Annotated in this window: 14 protein-coding genes; 9 read left to right on the top strand and 5 right to left on the bottom strand. The window is 70.0% G+C overall.

Annotated features, from left to right (window positions below; all coding sequences use genetic code 11):
- Positions 1 to 8 precede the first annotated feature (8 nt).
- Complete coding sequence (locus LUX31_RS35740; RefSeq protein WP_235479445.1) at positions 9 to 1,034, bottom strand: aldo/keto reductase; 1,026 nt, start codon at positions 1,032 to 1,034, stop codon at positions 9 to 11.
- Complete coding sequence (locus LUX31_RS35735; protein ID WP_235479444.1) at positions 1,031 to 1,519, bottom strand: MerR family transcriptional regulator; 489 nt, start codon at positions 1,517 to 1,519, stop codon at positions 1,031 to 1,033. Before LUX31_RS35735 ends, LUX31_RS35740 begins: the two co-directional genes overlap by 4 nt.
- Positions 1,520 to 1,614: 95 nt before the next feature.
- Between LUX31_RS35735 and LUX31_RS35730 the strand changes: the two genes are divergently transcribed.
- Positions 1,615 to 2,085, top strand: coding sequence for a GNAT family N-acetyltransferase (locus tag LUX31_RS35730; protein ID WP_235479443.1), 471 nt, complete (start codon positions 1,615 to 1,617; stop codon positions 2,083 to 2,085).
- Between the two features lie 19 nt (positions 2,086 to 2,104).
- Positions 2,105 to 2,947, top strand: a complete 843-nt coding sequence (locus tag LUX31_RS35725; protein ID WP_235479442.1) for a serine hydrolase domain-containing protein — start codon at positions 2,105 to 2,107, stop codon at positions 2,945 to 2,947.
- A gap of 227 nt (positions 2,948 to 3,174) precedes the next feature.
- Here the strand turns inward: LUX31_RS35725 and LUX31_RS35720 are convergent, their stop codons facing one another.
- A complete protein-coding gene (locus tag LUX31_RS35720) occupies positions 3,175 to 3,828 on the bottom strand; it encodes a pirin family protein (RefSeq protein WP_235480176.1) in 654 nt (217 codons plus the stop codon).
- A gap of 60 nt (positions 3,829 to 3,888) precedes the next feature.
- On the opposite strand from LUX31_RS35720, the gene LUX31_RS35715 reads away from it, so the two are divergent.
- From LUX31_RS35715 to LUX31_RS35695, 5 genes are all read left to right on the top strand, one after another.
- On the top strand, positions 3,889 to 5,094 hold the full coding sequence (locus LUX31_RS35715) for a PucR family transcriptional regulator (protein ID WP_235479441.1): 1,206 nt from the start codon (positions 3,889 to 3,891) through the stop codon (positions 5,092 to 5,094).
- A gap of 89 nt (positions 5,095 to 5,183) precedes the next feature.
- The gene (locus tag LUX31_RS35710; protein ID WP_235480175.1) at positions 5,184 to 6,134 is read left to right on the top strand and encodes an ACP S-malonyltransferase; all 951 of its coding nucleotides are present in this window, start codon (positions 5,184 to 5,186) and stop codon (positions 6,132 to 6,134) included.
- A gap of 15 nt (positions 6,135 to 6,149) precedes the next feature.
- On the top strand, positions 6,150 to 7,181 hold the full coding sequence (locus LUX31_RS35705) for a ketoacyl-ACP synthase III (protein WP_235479440.1): 1,032 nt from the start codon (positions 6,150 to 6,152) through the stop codon (positions 7,179 to 7,181).
- A 90-nt stretch (positions 7,182 to 7,271) separates the two neighbouring features.
- Positions 7,272 to 7,520, top strand: coding sequence for an acyl carrier protein (locus LUX31_RS35700; protein ID WP_105971431.1), 249 nt, complete (start codon positions 7,272 to 7,274; stop codon positions 7,518 to 7,520).
- Between the two features lie 111 nt (positions 7,521 to 7,631).
- Positions 7,632 to 8,915, top strand: coding sequence for a beta-ketoacyl-[acyl-carrier-protein] synthase family protein (locus LUX31_RS35695; protein WP_235479439.1), 1,284 nt, complete (start codon positions 7,632 to 7,634; stop codon positions 8,913 to 8,915).
- Between the two features lie 115 nt (positions 8,916 to 9,030).
- Here the strand turns inward: LUX31_RS35695 and LUX31_RS35690 are convergent, their stop codons facing one another.
- Positions 9,031 to 9,525, bottom strand: coding sequence for a DUF3145 domain-containing protein (locus tag LUX31_RS35690; protein WP_235479438.1), 495 nt, complete (start codon positions 9,523 to 9,525; stop codon positions 9,031 to 9,033).
- Positions 9,526 to 9,809: 284 nt separating this feature from the next.
- Here LUX31_RS35690 and LUX31_RS35685 point away from each other — a divergent pair, with 284 nt between their 5' ends.
- Together LUX31_RS35685 and LUX31_RS35680 are read left to right on the top strand one after the other, a co-directional pair.
- Positions 9,810 to 10,706, top strand: a complete 897-nt coding sequence (locus LUX31_RS35685) for an SGNH/GDSL hydrolase family protein (RefSeq protein ID WP_235479437.1) — start codon at positions 9,810 to 9,812, stop codon at positions 10,704 to 10,706.
- 24 nt (positions 10,707 to 10,730) lie between these two features.
- Entirely contained in the window at positions 10,731 to 11,708 is a 978-nt protein-coding gene (locus LUX31_RS35680) for an aldose epimerase family protein (protein ID WP_235480174.1), read from the top strand.
- A 98-nt stretch (positions 11,709 to 11,806) separates the two neighbouring features.
- Here LUX31_RS35680 and LUX31_RS35675 read toward each other — a convergent pair whose 3' ends face one another.
- Entirely contained in the window at positions 11,807 to 14,272 is a 2,466-nt protein-coding gene (locus LUX31_RS35675; RefSeq protein WP_235479436.1) for a beta-glucosidase, read from the bottom strand.
- Positions 14,273 to 14,274: the final 2 nt, after the last annotated feature.

Raw genomic sequence — 14,274 nt, 5'->3', positions numbered from 1 at the left:
CCCGGGATCTACTCCCTGCCTGCTGACGCGAAGCGCATGTCCGGGTAGCGGGTGCCCGCGACCTTTGCCGCGATCGGGTCCAGTAGGGCCATGTCCTGCTCCCCGAGCACGATCCGTGTTGCTGCCGCGTTCTCCTCGATCCTTGTCCTCCTGCGGGTGCCCGGGATGGGGATTACCGGGAGGTTGTGGACCGTGGACTGTTGTTGGACCCAGGCCAGGGCGATCTGGCCCACCGAGGCTCCGTGGGACTCGGCCACGGTTCGGATGGGGGTCAGGAGGGCCGCGTTCGTTGTGGCATTGGGGCCCGTGAAGCGGGGCTGGGTACGGCGGTAGTCGCCCTCTGTGAGTTCCTGGTCGGCGTTGGTGAAGGAGCCGGTCAGGAAGCCTCGGCCCAGTGGGGAGTACGGGACCAGGGTGACGTCCAGTTCGCGGGCCGTCGGGACGACGGATGCCTCGATGTCACGGCTGAACAGGGACCACTCCGACTGGACGGCGGCGATCGGGTGCACGGACTGGGCCGCGCGCAGTTCGGCGCCCGTGACCTCGCTCAGGCCCAGCTGCTTGACCTTGCCCTGGCGGACCAGTTCGGCCATCACGCCGACGGTCTCCTCGATGGGGATGTTCACATCGCGCCGGTGCATGTAGTAGAGGTCGATGACGTCGAGGTCGAGGTTCTTGAGGCTGGCCTCGACCGCCTGGCGGATGTAGGCCGGGTCGTTGCGGATGATCCGGGGGCCCGTGACGCCGGCCGGCATCGCCAGGGCGAACTTCGTCGCGACGACGACCTCGTCGCGGTGGGCGTTGAAGAACGGGGACAGGAAGCGTTCGTTCTCGCCGTCGCCGTAGGCGTCCGCGGTGTCGTAGAGGGTCACGCCCAGTTCGAGGGCGCGTTCGAGCGTGGCCCGGGCCTCGTCGGCGTCCGTGGGGCCGTACGCGATGCTCATGCCCATGCAGCCGAGGCCCTGTACGCCGACCTGGGGGCCGTCGGTGCCGAGCGGGGCGGTGGTGAGCTTGGTAGTGTCGTCGTTCGTCATCGGGCACTCTCCACCTGTCGGGCGAGACCAGCGTCGAGGTCCGCCTCCGCGTAGAAACTGATCTTCCGGTCCAGTACCGCGAGCGTGTCCTGGAGTTCGGCGATGCGGTCCAGGACGGCCCGGCGGGTCGATTCGAGCAGCTCGAACCGTTCGCCGTACGTCTGGTCGCCCTCGCGCACCAGTTCGGCGTACCGCACCATGTCGGCGACCGGCATCCCGGTCAGCCGGAGCTTGCCGACCAGGTCGAGCCAGTCGAGGTCGCGGTTGCTGTAGCGGCGCTGGCCGGTGTGGGAACGGTCGATGTGCGGCATCAGCCCGATGCGCTCGTACCAGCGCAGGGTGTGCGCGGTCAGCCCGGTGAAGACGACGACCTCGCTGATCGTGTAGCGGTCCTGTCCGTCCGGGCGCCGGTCCGGCTGCCTCGGGCCCGCACAGTTGTCGGCCGGGGGGTTCGTGGTGGGGTCTGTGGTCTCCAGCACCGTCATGGCCCCCACGCTAAAACCTTGGAGTGCGCTCCAAGCAAGCGGATACCGCGATATTGCGGAGACTTGGCCGGTCCCGGCTCATTACCGTACGGATCATGACTCTCGTACGCCGTGCCACACCCGATGATGCCGAAGAACTGCTGCGGCTGCGCCAGGTGATGATCGACTCGATGTCCGGGGCGAACACCGACGCGGGCTGGCAGGCCGCCTCCCTGTCCACGGTGACCGCGAGGCTCGCGGATCCGGACGGGGGCTTCGCCGCGTTCGTCGTCGACCGCCCGGAGCGGCCCGGGTCGCTGGCGGCGCTGGTCGTGGGGACCGTCGAGTACCGGATCGGGCGTGCGGGCAATCCGCACGGGCGGGTCGGGTTCGTGTTCAGCGTCGCGACCGATCCGGACGCGCGGCGGCGGGGGTATGCGCGGGCGTGCATGGAGACGTTGGTGGAGTGGTTCCGGGAGGAGGGGGTCGGGCAGATCGACCTCACCGCGTCCCCCGATGCGGAGCCGCTGTATGCGTCGCTGGGATTCACCCGCCAACCGGACCCCTTCATGCGGCTGCGGTTGTGAGGCTCCTAAGCTCGGCGGTATGTCGTTGAAGTCGTCGGATTCGTTGAAGAGCCTCGCGTTGATCGAGAACTGGCCCGTGCCCACCGCCGCCGCGGCCGTCGTACGGGCGGACGGTGCCGTTCTGGGCTCCCACGGCCCGCTCGACCACCGGTTCCCGCTCGCCTCGGTCACCAAGCCGCTCGCCGCGTACGCCGCCCTTGTCGCGTACGAGGAGGGCGCCATCGAACTCGACGAGCCGGCCGGGCCGCCCGGATCCACGGTCCGCCACCTCTTGGCGCACACGTCGGGGCTCGCCTTCGACGAGCACCGCGTGACGGCTCCGCCCGGGGAGCGGCGGCTGTACTCCAACGCCGGGTTCGAGGTGCTGGGGGATCATGTGGCGAAGGCTGCGGAGATGCCGTTCGCGGAGTATGTGCGGCAGGCGGTGCTGGAGCCGTTGGGGATGGGGGCGACGGCGGTGGAGGGGTCGCCGGCGAAGGACGGGGTGTCGACTGTCGCGGATCTGGTGCGGTTTGCGGCCGAGGTGCAGGCGCCTCGGTTGCTGGATCCGCGGACGGTGGCTGAGGCGATGACCGTCCAGTACCCGGGGACGAAGGGGGTTCTTCGTGGGTACGGGCATCAGAACCCGAACGACTGGGGGCTGGGGTTCGAGATCCGGGGGACGAAGTCGCCGCACTGGACGGGGAGTTCGTCGTCGGCGCGGACCTTCGGCCACTTCGGGCAGTCGGGGACGTTTCTGTGGATCGACCCGGAGGTTGGGGTGGGGTGCGTGGCGCTGACCGATCGGGCGTTCGGGGCGTGGGCGGTGGAGGTGTGGCCGGGGTTCACGGATGGGGTGCTGGCGGAGGTACGGGGCGGCTGAGGCAGGGTGTTTCTCGCCCCCGCCGCCCCTACCCGTCCCATCCCTGGGGGCTGCGCCCCCAGACCCCCCTATCGCGCTGAACGCGCTCGTCCTCAAACGCCGGACGGGCTGACTACCCAGCCCGTCCGGCGTTTGAGGACAAGGCCCGTTCAGGGCCGTAGCGGGGGTCTGGGGGCGCAGCCCCCAGGGATGGGACGGGTAGGGGCGGCGGGGGCGAAGGAATGTCCTCACGGTGCCATTTCCCACAGCAGCAACTCCGTCGCCGTCACCCCGATCGCCTCCACCCCCTCCTCCCCCGTCAGGCGCGCCGCGTCGCCCGGGGCCAGTTTCTCCGGGCCCAGGCGGACTTCGCCCCGGACCACGTGGACGTATACGTACGCCGCGTCCGGGACCGCCGTGCGCTCGCCCGCCGACAGGCGGCGTACGTGCAGCATCGCGCCCGCCTCCGGGATCGCGTACGGCGTGGAGTCCGCGATGCCGTGGACTATCTCGTAGGACGGGGTGCCACCGGGCTGGAGAGGGGCCAGCCAGGTTTGGATGAAGGTCAGGGGGGTTTCACCCTCGTTGCGCTCCGCGTGGCGTACTCCCGCCGCCGCGCTCAGGCGTTGGACGTCCCCCGCCACCACCACCGTCTCGTGGCCCGTCGAGTCCCGGTGCGTCAGTGCCCCCTCCGTCACCCACGTCACGATCTCCGTGTGGCTGTGCGGGTGTTCGTCGAAGCCCGCGCCAGGAGCCAGCCGCTCCTCGTTGCAGGCGATCACCGCGCCGAAGCGCAGGTTGTCCGGGTCGTAGTGGGGGCCGAAGGAGAAGGCGTGCCAGGATTCGATACCAGCTGCCGGGTCACCCCCTGGATAGCGCGCGTCCGCGCGCCGTACGTCCATCACCCACCCACCGTAGACCCGACGCCGCACGCCCCCGTCCTGATAAGGCAGTCTTGTTCCGTGCCCGAACCCGAATCCCACCACCCCGAACCCTCCACGCGTCCCGCTCATCCGCATCCCGCGACCTTGAAGCGGCTGGAGAAGTCCTCCGGGAGTCTCGCCGCGCAGGCGATCACGCGCATGGACGAGACACTCTCGTGGTACCGGGCCATGCCCCCGGAGAACCGTTCCTGGATCGGGCTGGTCGCCCAGGCCGGTATTGCCGCTTTTACTGAGTGGTTTCGGCATCCTGATGCTCCTCAGGCCATCTCCACCGATGTCTTCGGTACCGCTCCCCGCGAGCTGACCAGGGCCATCACCCTGCGGCAGACCGTCGAGATGGTCCGTACGACCATCGAGGTCATGGAGAGTGCCATTGATGAAGTGGCCGCTCCCGGTGACGAAGGCGTGCTGCGCGAGGCTCTGCTCGTCTACGCCCGCGAGATCGCCTTCGCCACCGCACAGGTGTACGCCCAGGCCGCCGAGGCACGGGGTGCCTGGGACGCCCGGCTGGAGTCGCTCGTCGTCAATGCCGTGCTCAGTGGGGAGGCCGACGAGGGGGCTGTTTCGCGGGCCGCCGCGCTTGGCTGGAATTCGCCCGAGCATGTGTGCGTCGTGCTCGGTACCGCGCCCGACGGTGACAGTGAGTTGACCGTGGAGGCCATTCGGCGGGCCGCCCGGCATGCCAAGGTGCAGGTGCTTACGGGGGTGCTTGGAGATCGGCTTGTCGTTATCGCGGGAGGGAACGACAACCCGCTCGCCGTTGCCAAGTCGCTGATCGGGCCTTATGCCGCCGGGCCCGTCGTCGCGGGGCCGATCGTGCCCGATCTGCTGGCCGCCACCCGGTCCGCGCAGGCCGCCGCAGCGGGACTCAAGGCCTGTTCCGCCTGGCAGGACGCCCCGCGGCCGGTGCTGGCCGACGATCTGCTTCCGGAGCGTGCCATCGCCGGTGACCCCGGCGCGCGTGACCAATTGGTGGAGGAGATCTACAGACCGCTGGAGGAAGCCGGGTCCGCGCTCCTGGAAACGCTCTCCGTCTATCTCGAACAGGCGAGCAGTCTGGAGGGCGCGGCACGAATGCTCTTCGTTCATCCCAACACCGTGCGCTACCGGCTTCGACGTGTGACTGACGTCACCGGCTGGTCGCCTTCAGATGTACGATCCGCATTCACATTGCGGATCGCGCTGATTCTCGGGCGCCTGGCCGATGGGGATCTTCAACCCTAGGCTTTTGTCGGGCCCCTACAAAACCCCTTGCCGTTCTTCGTCCCTGTCCCCACGGGCGGCTGCGCCCGTCCACAAGAGAGAGTGTGAGAGTGCTCGTACTCGTCGCTCCCGGCCAAGGCGCCCAGACGCCCGGCTTCCTGACTCCTTGGCTCGATCTGCCCGGTGCCGCCGAGCGCGTCGCCGAGTGGTCCGACGCCATCGGCCTCGACCTCGTCCACTACGGGACCGAGGCCGACGCCGACGCGATCCGTGACACCGCGGTGGCTCAGCCGCTGCTGGTCGCGGCCGGGATACTGTCCGCCTCGGCACTGGGTGCCATCGGTGGTGACCTCGTACCGGGTGCCGTCGCCGGGCACAGCGTCGGTGAGATCACCGCCGCCGCTTTCGCGGGCGTACTCGACGACACGGCCGCCCTGACCCTCGTACGCAAGCGCGGTCTGGCCATGGCCGAGGCCGCCGCCGTCACGAAGACCGGGATGGCGGCGCTTCTCGGTGGTGACCCCGAGGTGAGCGTGGCTCATCTGGAGAAGCTGGGGCTGACCCCGGCGAACGTCAACGGCGCCGGGCAGATCGTCGCCGCGGGGACCGAGGAGCAGATCGAGGCTCTTCTCCAGGACAAGCCCGAAGGTGTGCGCAAGGTCGTCAAGTTGCAGGTGGCCGGTGCTTTCCACACGCACCACATGGCTCCGGCGGTCGACGCCCTCGCCGCTGCCGCCGCCTCGCTGACGCCCGGCGACCCGAAGGTCACGTACGTCTCCAACAAGGACGGACAGACGGTCGCGGACGGGTCGGAAGTGCTCGCGCGGCTGGTCGGGCAGGTCGCCAACCCGGTGCGCTGGGACCTGTGCATGGAGCGGTTCCAGGCGCTGGGCGCGACCGCTTTCATCGAGGTGTGCCCGGGTGGCACCCTCACCGGGCTCGCCAAGCGGGCACTGCCCGGCGTGAAGACCCTGGCCCTGAAGACCCCCGCCGATCTCGACGCCGCTCGTGAGCTGATCGCCGAGTCGCTGACCTCTGCCGCTGACGCGGCGGGTGCCTGAAAGGAGCCCCGCGCAATGTCGAAGATCAAGCCCAGCAAGGGTGCCCCGTACGCGCGCATCCTGGGCGTGGGCGGGTACCGGCCGGTCCGGGTCGTGCCGAACGAGGTGATCCTGGAGACGATCGACTCGTCCGACGAATGGATCCGCTCCCGCTCCGGTATCGAGACCCGGCACTGGGCCTCCGACGAGGAGACCGTCGCCGCGATGTCCCTGGAGGCGTCCGGCAAGGCGATCGCCGACGCGGGGATCGCCGCCGAGCAGATCGGCGGCGTGGTCGTCGCGACCGTCTCGCACTTCAAGCAGACTCCGGCCGTGGCCACCGAGATCGCCGACAAGCTCGGTACGGCCAAGGCCGCCGCGTTCGACATCTCGGCGGGCTGCGCGGGCTTCGGCTACGGCCTGACCCTGGCCAAGGGCATGATCGTCGACGGTTCCGCGGAGTACGTCCTTGTCATCGGTGTCGAGCGGCTGTCCGACCTGACCGACCTGGAGGACCGGGCGACCGCCTTCCTGTTCGGTGACGGCGCGGGCGCGGTCGTCGTGGGTCCCTCCGACGAGCCGCACATCGGCCCGACCGTGTGGGGCTCGGAGGGCGACAAGTCCGAGACGATCAAGCAGACGGTGCCGTGGAACGAGTTCCGTGTCGGCGACGTCTCCAAGCTCCCGCTCGACAGCAAGGGCAACATCAAGTTCCCTGCGATCACGCAGGAGGGCCAGGCGGTGTTCCGCTGGGCCGTGTTCGAGATGGCGAAGGTCGCCCAGCAGGCGCTGGACGCGGCCGGGATCACCCCGGACGACCTGGACGTCTTCATTCCCCACCAGGCCAACGAGCGGATCATCGACTCAATGGTGAAGACACTGAAACTGCCGGAGCACGTCACGGTCGCACGCGACGTGCGCACCACCGGCAACACGTCGGCCGCCTCGATCCCGCTCGCGATGGAGCGGCTTCTGGCGACCGGCGAGGCGAAGAGCGGCGACACCGCGCTCGTCATCGGCTTCGGGGCGGGTCTCGTGTACGCCGCGACGGTCGTTACCCTCCCCTAGGCACCCCCGCACCGGATCCGGATCGTCGGAACCGGAACGGGGACAACCGCCAACCCTCTCTGGATAGATACACAAGAAGGAGCGCCTGCCATGGCCGCCACTCAGGAAGAGATCGTCGCCGGTCTCGCCGACATCGTGAACGAGATCGCCGGCATCCCGGTTGAGGACGTCCAGCTGGACAAGTCCTTCACCGACGACCTGGACGTCGACTCGCTGTCCATGGTCGAGGTCGTCGTCGCCGCCGAAGAGCGCTTCGACGTCAAGATCCCCGACGAGGACGTCAAGAACCTCAAGACGGTCGGCGACGCGACCGCGTACATCCTCAAGAACCAGGACTGATCGCAGGGTCGGCCCTTCGGCCGGCCCGTCAGCCCCGCCACCCGGCGGTGGCGCCGTTCTCCCCGCCTACGCGGGGGTTGTCCTCCCGTATCCGTTGGAGAAGGAATTCCCGTGAGCCCGACCAATCGCACCGTGGTCGTCACCGGTATCGGCGCAACCACACCGCTGGGTGGCGACGCGGCCTCTACCTGGGAGGGTCTGGTCGCCGGCAAGTCCGGTGTCCGTGCCCTGGAGCAGGAGTGGGCGGCCGAGCAGGCCGTCCGCATCGCCGCGCAGATCGCCGTGGAACCGTCCGAGATCATCCCGCGGCCCCAGGCCCGCCGTCTGGACCGGTCGGCGCAGTTCGCGCTGATCGCCGCCAAGGAGGCGTGGGCCGACGCGGGCTTCACCGACCGGGCGGGCGAGGGCGCCGGTGAGGGCGAGAGTCCGGCCGTCGACCCCGACCGGCTCGGTGCGGTCATCGCCTCGGGCATCGGTGGAGTGACGACTCTGCTCGACCAGTACGACGTGATGAAGGAGAAGGGCGTACGCCGTGTCTCCCCGCACACCGTGCCGATGCTGATGCCCAACAGCCCCTCCGCCAACGTGGGTCTGCTCGTCGGCGCGCGCGCCGGTGTGCACACCCCGGTCTCCGCCTGCGCGTCGGGCGCCGAGGCCATCGGCTACGCCATCGAGATGATCCGCACCGGCCGCGCCGACATCGTCGTCGCGGGTGGCACGGAGGCAGCGATCCATCCGCTGCCCATCGCCGCGTTCGGCAACATGATGGCGATGTCCAAGAACAACGAGAACCCCGAGGGTGCCTCTCGTCCGTACGACACGGGCCGCGACGGCTTCGTGATGGGCGAGGGTTCCGGTGTGATCGTGCTGGAGTCCGCCGAGCACGCGGCCGCGCGCGGTGCGCGGGTGTACGCGGAGGCGGTCGGCCAGGGTATCTCGGCCGACGGCCACGACATCGTGCAGCCGGAGCCGGAGGGGCGCGGTATCTCCGCGGCGCTGCGGAACCTGCTGGCCGCGACCGACCTCGATCCGGCGGAGATCGTGCACGTGAACGCGCACGCCACGTCTACGCCGGCGGGTGATGTGGCTGAACTGAAGGCGCTGCGGAATGTGTTCGGCGACGATGCGGATCACATGGCGGTGTCCGCCACGAAGTCGATGACCGGCCATCTGCTGGGTGGTGCGGGTGGGGTCGAGACGGTTGCGACCGTGCTCGCGCTGTATCACCGGGTTGCTCCTCCGACGATCAATGTCGAGGAGCTTGATCCGGAGGTCGATGCGGACATCGTGCGGGGTGAGGCTCGTAAGTTGCCTGTGGATGGGCGTATCGCCGCGCTGAACGACTCGTTCGGGTTTGGTGGGCACAACGTGGTGCTGGCGTTCAGGTCGGTGTGATTCTCGACGCTTGACTGTGGCCCGGACTCCTTTTGGAGTTCGGGCCACTTTCGGTTGTGTGTCGGCTGCCGCGCCGGTGGGGGTTTGTCGCGCAGTTCCCCGCGCCCCTAAAAACTCACACCACCTGGTGGAGCCATCTCACCGGGGCGCCCTCGCCCGCGTATCTGAAGGGTTCGAGTTCGTCGTCCCACGGCTTGCCCAGGAGTTTGGACAACTCGGCTTCCAGGTCCGTTTCGCCTCGTTGGGAGCGGGTGAGGGCGGCGCGGAGGCGGTCCTCGGGGATGAGGATGTCGCCGTGGATGCCGGTGACGGCGTGGTAGATGCCCAGGTCGGGGGTGCAGCTGTAGCGCTCGCCCTCGGCGGTGGCGCAGGGTTCCGCGGTGACCTCGAAGCGGAGCAACTGCCAGCCGCGCAGGGCGGAGGCGAGCTTGGAGGCCGTGCCGACCTGGCCCTTCCAGGAGAACTCGGAGCGCCAGGTGCCGGGGGCGGCGGGCTGGCGGATCCAGTCGAGGCTGACGCGTGTGCCGAGCACTCCGGCGACAGCCCACTCGACGTGCGGGCACAGCGCGCGCGGCGCGGAGTGCACGTACAGAACTCCACGTGTCGTCACTGGGACCTCCGGACAGAGCGGGACATCTTCGAACTGGTCGAGCGGCGGTGGCAGGGCAGCCACGTTGATGGCGAGGCTACCGTGCGGCGGCGCGAGGAGTGTGACGTACCGTCGGTCCCGATGCCATGAAACGCCCGCCATTCACCCAGGGGGACGCTTGTACTGGTGTGCGGCGTTGCACTGTTTGGGGCATTAGTTGTTCTCGGTTTCGGGAACTCTCGTGCGTTGTTATGGGCGAGACCCATTGCGCACCGCGCCGCACGCCGATCGAGGGGACCCAGGGGATGCCGAAACCAAGTCACCGTTCGCGGGCCGTCGTCGCCTTCGCGTCGGCGGCCCTGCTGGGTGTCGCCGGGTGTGGCGGCGGCGGTGGCACGTCCCCGGCGCCGGACGGTACGCGGGCGAAGGCGAAGCCGTCCGTGACTCCGGCGTCCGCGTGGGACAGCAGTCCGGCCTCCATGGCGGCCGTGGGCGACTCCATCACGCGTGGCTTCGACGCCTGCTCGGTGCTGTCCGACTGTCCCGAGGTGTCCTGGGCGACCGGCAGCGACAAAGAGGTGAACAGTCTGGCCGTACGGCTGTTGGGTGCGTCGGGGGCTGCCGCGCGCAGTTGGAACTACGCCGTCACCGGGTCCCTGATGGACGATCTGCCCGCCCAGATGACGAAGGCCGCCGCCCGGAAGCCAGCGTTGGTGACGGTGATGGCGGGGGCCAACGACGCGTGCCGGTCGTCGGTGGCGGAGATGACGTCGGTGGCGGACTTCCGGGCGTCGTTCACTCAGGCGCTGCGGACTCTGCGTACGGCCGCGCCCAAGAGCCAGGTGTACGTGGCGAGCGTGCCGGATCTCAAGCGGCTCTGGTCGCAGGGGCGGACCAATGGCATGAGCAAGGCGGTGTGGAAGCTTGGGCTGTGCCAGTCGATGCTGGCCGACCCGGACGCGGTCGACTCGGCGGCGACCGCGCGGCGGGACGAGGTGCGGTCGCGGGTGGAGGCGTACAACTCGGTGCTGAAGGCGGTGTGTGCCACGGACCGGCTGTGCCGGTTCGACGGGGGCGCGGTCTTCGACTACGACTTCGGGATCCGGCAGCTGAGCCCCTGGGACTGGTTCCATCCGAGCCGGAACGGGCAGGCGCGGCTCGCCGAGATCGCGTACCGCGAGGTCACCGCCAAGGAGGCGTGACCTAGGGTTTTCTTCATGGCCCACATGAACGAACTTTTCGGCACACTTTCCGACGGCACTCCTGTCCACCGCTGGACCCTGGAGCGGGCCGGGGTCCGGGTGCGTGTGCTGGCGTACGGCGGGATCGTGCAGTCGGTCGAGGTCCCGGACCGGGACGGGCGGGCCGTGGACGTGGTGCTGGGCTTTGCGGACGTGGCCGGTTATCTGGCGCACCCGGAGCCGTACTTCGGCGCGCTGGTGGGCCGGTACGCGAACCGCATCGCGGGCGGCACCTTCCCGCTGGACGGGCGGACGTACGAGCTGGCGCGGAACAACGCGCCCAACTCCCTGCACGGCGGCACCCACGGCTTCGACAAGCGGGTGTGGGACGCGGAGCCGGTCGAGCACGGGGTACGGCTGTCCCGGGTGAGCCCGGACGGCGAGGAGGGGTTCCCGGGGCGCCTTGAGGTCTCGGCGACCTACACGCTGGACGCCGACGGGGCGCTGCGGATCGCGTACGAGGCGGTCACGGACGCGCCGACGGTGATCAACCTGACGAACCACACGTACTGGAACCTGTCCGGGGCCGCCTCCGGCAGCGCGGGCGGGCATGCCCTGCGTGTCGACGCCTCGCGGTACACGCCCGTCGACGCGGATCTGATCCCGACCGGTGTCGAGCCGGTGGCGGACTCCCGCTTCGACTTCCGTACGGAGCGGAAGGTGGGCGCCGGGTACGACCACAACTTCGTCCTCGACAAGGGGCGGACGGCGGACGCGGTCGAGGTCGCCGAGCTGTCCGACCCCGCTTCGGGGCGTGTCGTGACCGTGGCGACGACCGAGCCCGGTCTTCAGCTCTACACCGCCGACCACCTGGGTGAGCCCTTCGGGCCGGGGCACGGCATCGCGCTGGAGACCCAGCACTTTCCCGACTCCCCGAACCGGCCCGAGTTCCCGAGCACGGAGCTGCGGCCGGGTGACGCCTACCGCTCGGAGACCGTGTACGGGTTCGGCGTACGGGAGTGAGAGGCGGGCGGAGCTGAGACGCGTACGCCAGCCGGCTGGCCCCGGTCCGGGGGTCAGGTCCCGGGCCGGGGCCGGCTGGTGGGGCGGACTGCCCTTGGCTAGACCGTAATCGGCGCGGTGAGCCGATGGTCGGTGATCGAGCGGCTGATCTGGATTTCGTACGAACCTTTCACAAAGGCCCATGCGTTTGCCGACTCGTCCCAGGTCTCGAAGGCGCGGCGCGGGAGTTCGATGGTCACCTCGGTCGTCGCGCCGGGGGCGACCTCGATCCCGGCGAAGGCGGCGAGCCAGCGGGCCGGGCGGTCGGGGTCCTGGGTCGTCGGTGCGAGGTACGCCTGGACGGTCTCGCGGCCCGGGCGCGTGCCCGAGTTGGTGACCCGGACGGTGACCGTCACCCCGGTCGCCCCGCTCCCCTCCGCCTCGGCGCTCTCGTACGTCCAGTCGGTGTAGCCGAGGCCGTGGCCGAAGGGGTACGAGGGGGTCCGGCCCTTCTGCTCCCAGGCTCGGTAGCCGATGAACACGCCCTCGGTGTACGGGAGTTCGCCGTTCGTCGGGGTGACCTGGGTGACCGGGGCGTCGGTGAGGGAGCCCCAGGTGGTGGGGAGTCGGCCGCCGGGTTCGCGGGTGCCCGTGAGGACGTCCGCCAGGGCCGCGCCGCCCTCCTGGCCGGGGAACCAGGTCAGCAGTACGGCGGCGACCTCGTCGCGCCAGGGCAGTTCCACCGGGGAGCCGGAGTTGACGACCACGACGGTGTGGGGGTTGGCGGCGGCGACGGCGCGTACCAAGTCGTCCTGGCGGCCGGGGAGTTGGAGGTCGGTGCGGTCGAAGCCCTCTGATTCGACGCGGTCGGTGGTGGCGACCACGACGACTGCGGTGTCGGCGGTGCGGGCCGCTTCGGCGGCCTCGGCGATCAGTTCGTCGGGGTCGCGGCGGGGTTCCTGGTGGCAGAGGCTGAAGCTGATGGTCGGCATCGGGGTGCCCTTGGGGAAGGCCACAACGTAGGTGAGGGACACCTCCACCCTTGTGTCTGCGGTGAGTTGGACCTCGGCTCGGGGTTCGGGGTCGCCGAAGAACGCGATGAACGGGTCGTCGCTGTCGGTGGTCTGGATGTCGTCGTAGTGGGTCGTGCCGTCGACGGTGAGGGTGAAGGCGCCGAGGCCCTTGATGCCGAAGGTGTGGGGGCCGGTGTGGCGCGGGGTGAGGGTGCCGGTGAGTTCGACGGTGTGCAGTCGGTCGTGGGTGACACCCTCGGGGAGGTCCGAACCCATCCAGTTGATCTGGCCGTTGGGTGCGGAGCCGGTGCCGATGACCGTGCCGGACGCGTCGCGGCAGACGGCGCGCAGGGTGAACCCCTTGTCGGCGACGGCGAGTTCGGTGTTCGGGTCGGCTCCGACGGAGTACGTGAGGGCGCCTTCGGGGAGCGCGGCGGTGAGACCGTCGAGCGGGGAGACGACGCGGGCCGGGAAGACGGTGGCGGAGCCGCCGCCGAGGACGCGGGCGTCGCGGGCGGCGGCTCCGCTGAGGGCGACGGTGTGTCCGGCGGGCAGCGGCAGGGCGTTGCCCTCGTTGCGGACGAGGACGAAGGAGCGGTGGGCGATCTCGCGGGCCAGGGCGCTGCCGTCGACGGTCGCCGGGAGGTCGGTGACAGCGGGTTCGGCGCCCTCCAGGACGCCGACGCGGGCGGCGAGGCGCAGGACGTTGCGCACGGCTCCGTCGAGGGTGGTCTCGGCGACGGCTCCGTCCCGTACGGCCTTGGCGAGGGGGGCGCCGTACACCGTCCTCGGGCCGGGCATGGCGACGTCGAGGCCCCCCTTGATGGCGCCGGTGGTGGAGCGGGCGGCCGTCCAGTCGGAGACGTTGTAGCCGTCGAAGCCCCATTCGCCGCGCAGGACCTCGTTGACGAGGTAGCGGTGCTCGCTCATCGTCGTGCCGTTGACCGTGTTGTAGGCGGTCATGATGCCCCAGGGGTGGGCGTTCTCGACGATGGCCTCGAAGGGGGCCAGGTACAGCTCGCGCAGGGCGCGTTCGGAGACCAGGTTGTCGACGGTGAAGCGGTCGGTCTCGGCGTCGTTGGCGACGAAGTGCTTGACGGTGGTGCCGACGCCGCCGGACTGGACGCCGTTCACATAGCCGGCGCCGATCCGCCCGGTGAGATACGGGTCCTCGCTGTACGCCTCGAAGTGCCGGCCGCCCAGCGGGGAGCGGTGCAGGTTGACGGTGGGCGCGAGGAGGACGTGGACGCCCTTGCGGCGGGCCTCCTGGGCGAGCAGCACGCCTGCCCTGCGGGCGAGTTCGGGGTCCCAGGTGGCGGCGAGGGCGGTCGGGGAGGGCAGGGCGACGGAGGGGTCGTCGGCGGTCCAGCGGGTGCCTCGGACACCGATCGGGCCGTCGGACATCACGAGGGACCTCAGCCCGATCTCGGGGAGTCCGGGCAGCGACCAGCTGTCCTGCCCGGACAGCAGCCGGGCCTTGGCGTCCAGGTCGAGCCTGCCGAGAGCCGCCTCGACGGCCGCCTCCCGGGCCCTGTCCCCCGATGCCTGCGGTACCTGCGATGTGTCCGTCACGT

The sequence above is a fragment of the Streptomyces sp. GQFP genome, from assembly GCF_021545335.1.
Lineage (GTDB): Bacteria > Actinomycetota > Actinomycetes > Streptomycetales > Streptomycetaceae > Streptomyces.
The sequence above is the reverse complement of the archived record's forward strand: the minus strand, read 5'-3'. Positions and strand labels throughout refer to the sequence as shown.

Coding starts and splice junctions, on each gene's coding strand:
- LUX31_RS35740 (WP_235479445.1), bottom strand. CDS start 1,034: ATGACGAACGACGACACTACCAAGCTCACCACCGCCCCGCTCGGCACC.
- LUX31_RS35735 (WP_235479444.1), bottom strand. CDS start 1,519: ATGACGGTGCTGGAGACCACAGACCCCACCACGAACCCCCCGGCCGAC.
- LUX31_RS35730 (WP_235479443.1), top strand. CDS start 1,615: ATGACTCTCGTACGCCGTGCCACACCCGATGATGCCGAAGAACTGCTG.
- LUX31_RS35725 (WP_235479442.1), top strand. CDS start 2,105: ATGTCGTTGAAGTCGTCGGATTCGTTGAAGAGCCTCGCGTTGATCGAG.
- LUX31_RS35720 (WP_235480176.1), bottom strand. CDS start 3,828: ATGGACGTACGGCGCGCGGACGCGCGCTATCCAGGGGGTGACCCGGCA.
- LUX31_RS35705 (WP_235479440.1), top strand. CDS start 6,150: ATGTCGAAGATCAAGCCCAGCAAGGGTGCCCCGTACGCGCGCATCCTG.
- LUX31_RS35700 (WP_105971431.1), top strand. CDS start 7,272: ATGGCCGCCACTCAGGAAGAGATCGTCGCCGGTCTCGCCGACATCGTG.
- LUX31_RS35685 (WP_235479437.1), top strand. CDS start 9,810: ATGCCGAAACCAAGTCACCGTTCGCGGGCCGTCGTCGCCTTCGCGTCG.
- LUX31_RS35680 (WP_235480174.1), top strand. CDS start 10,731: ATGAACGAACTTTTCGGCACACTTTCCGACGGCACTCCTGTCCACCGC.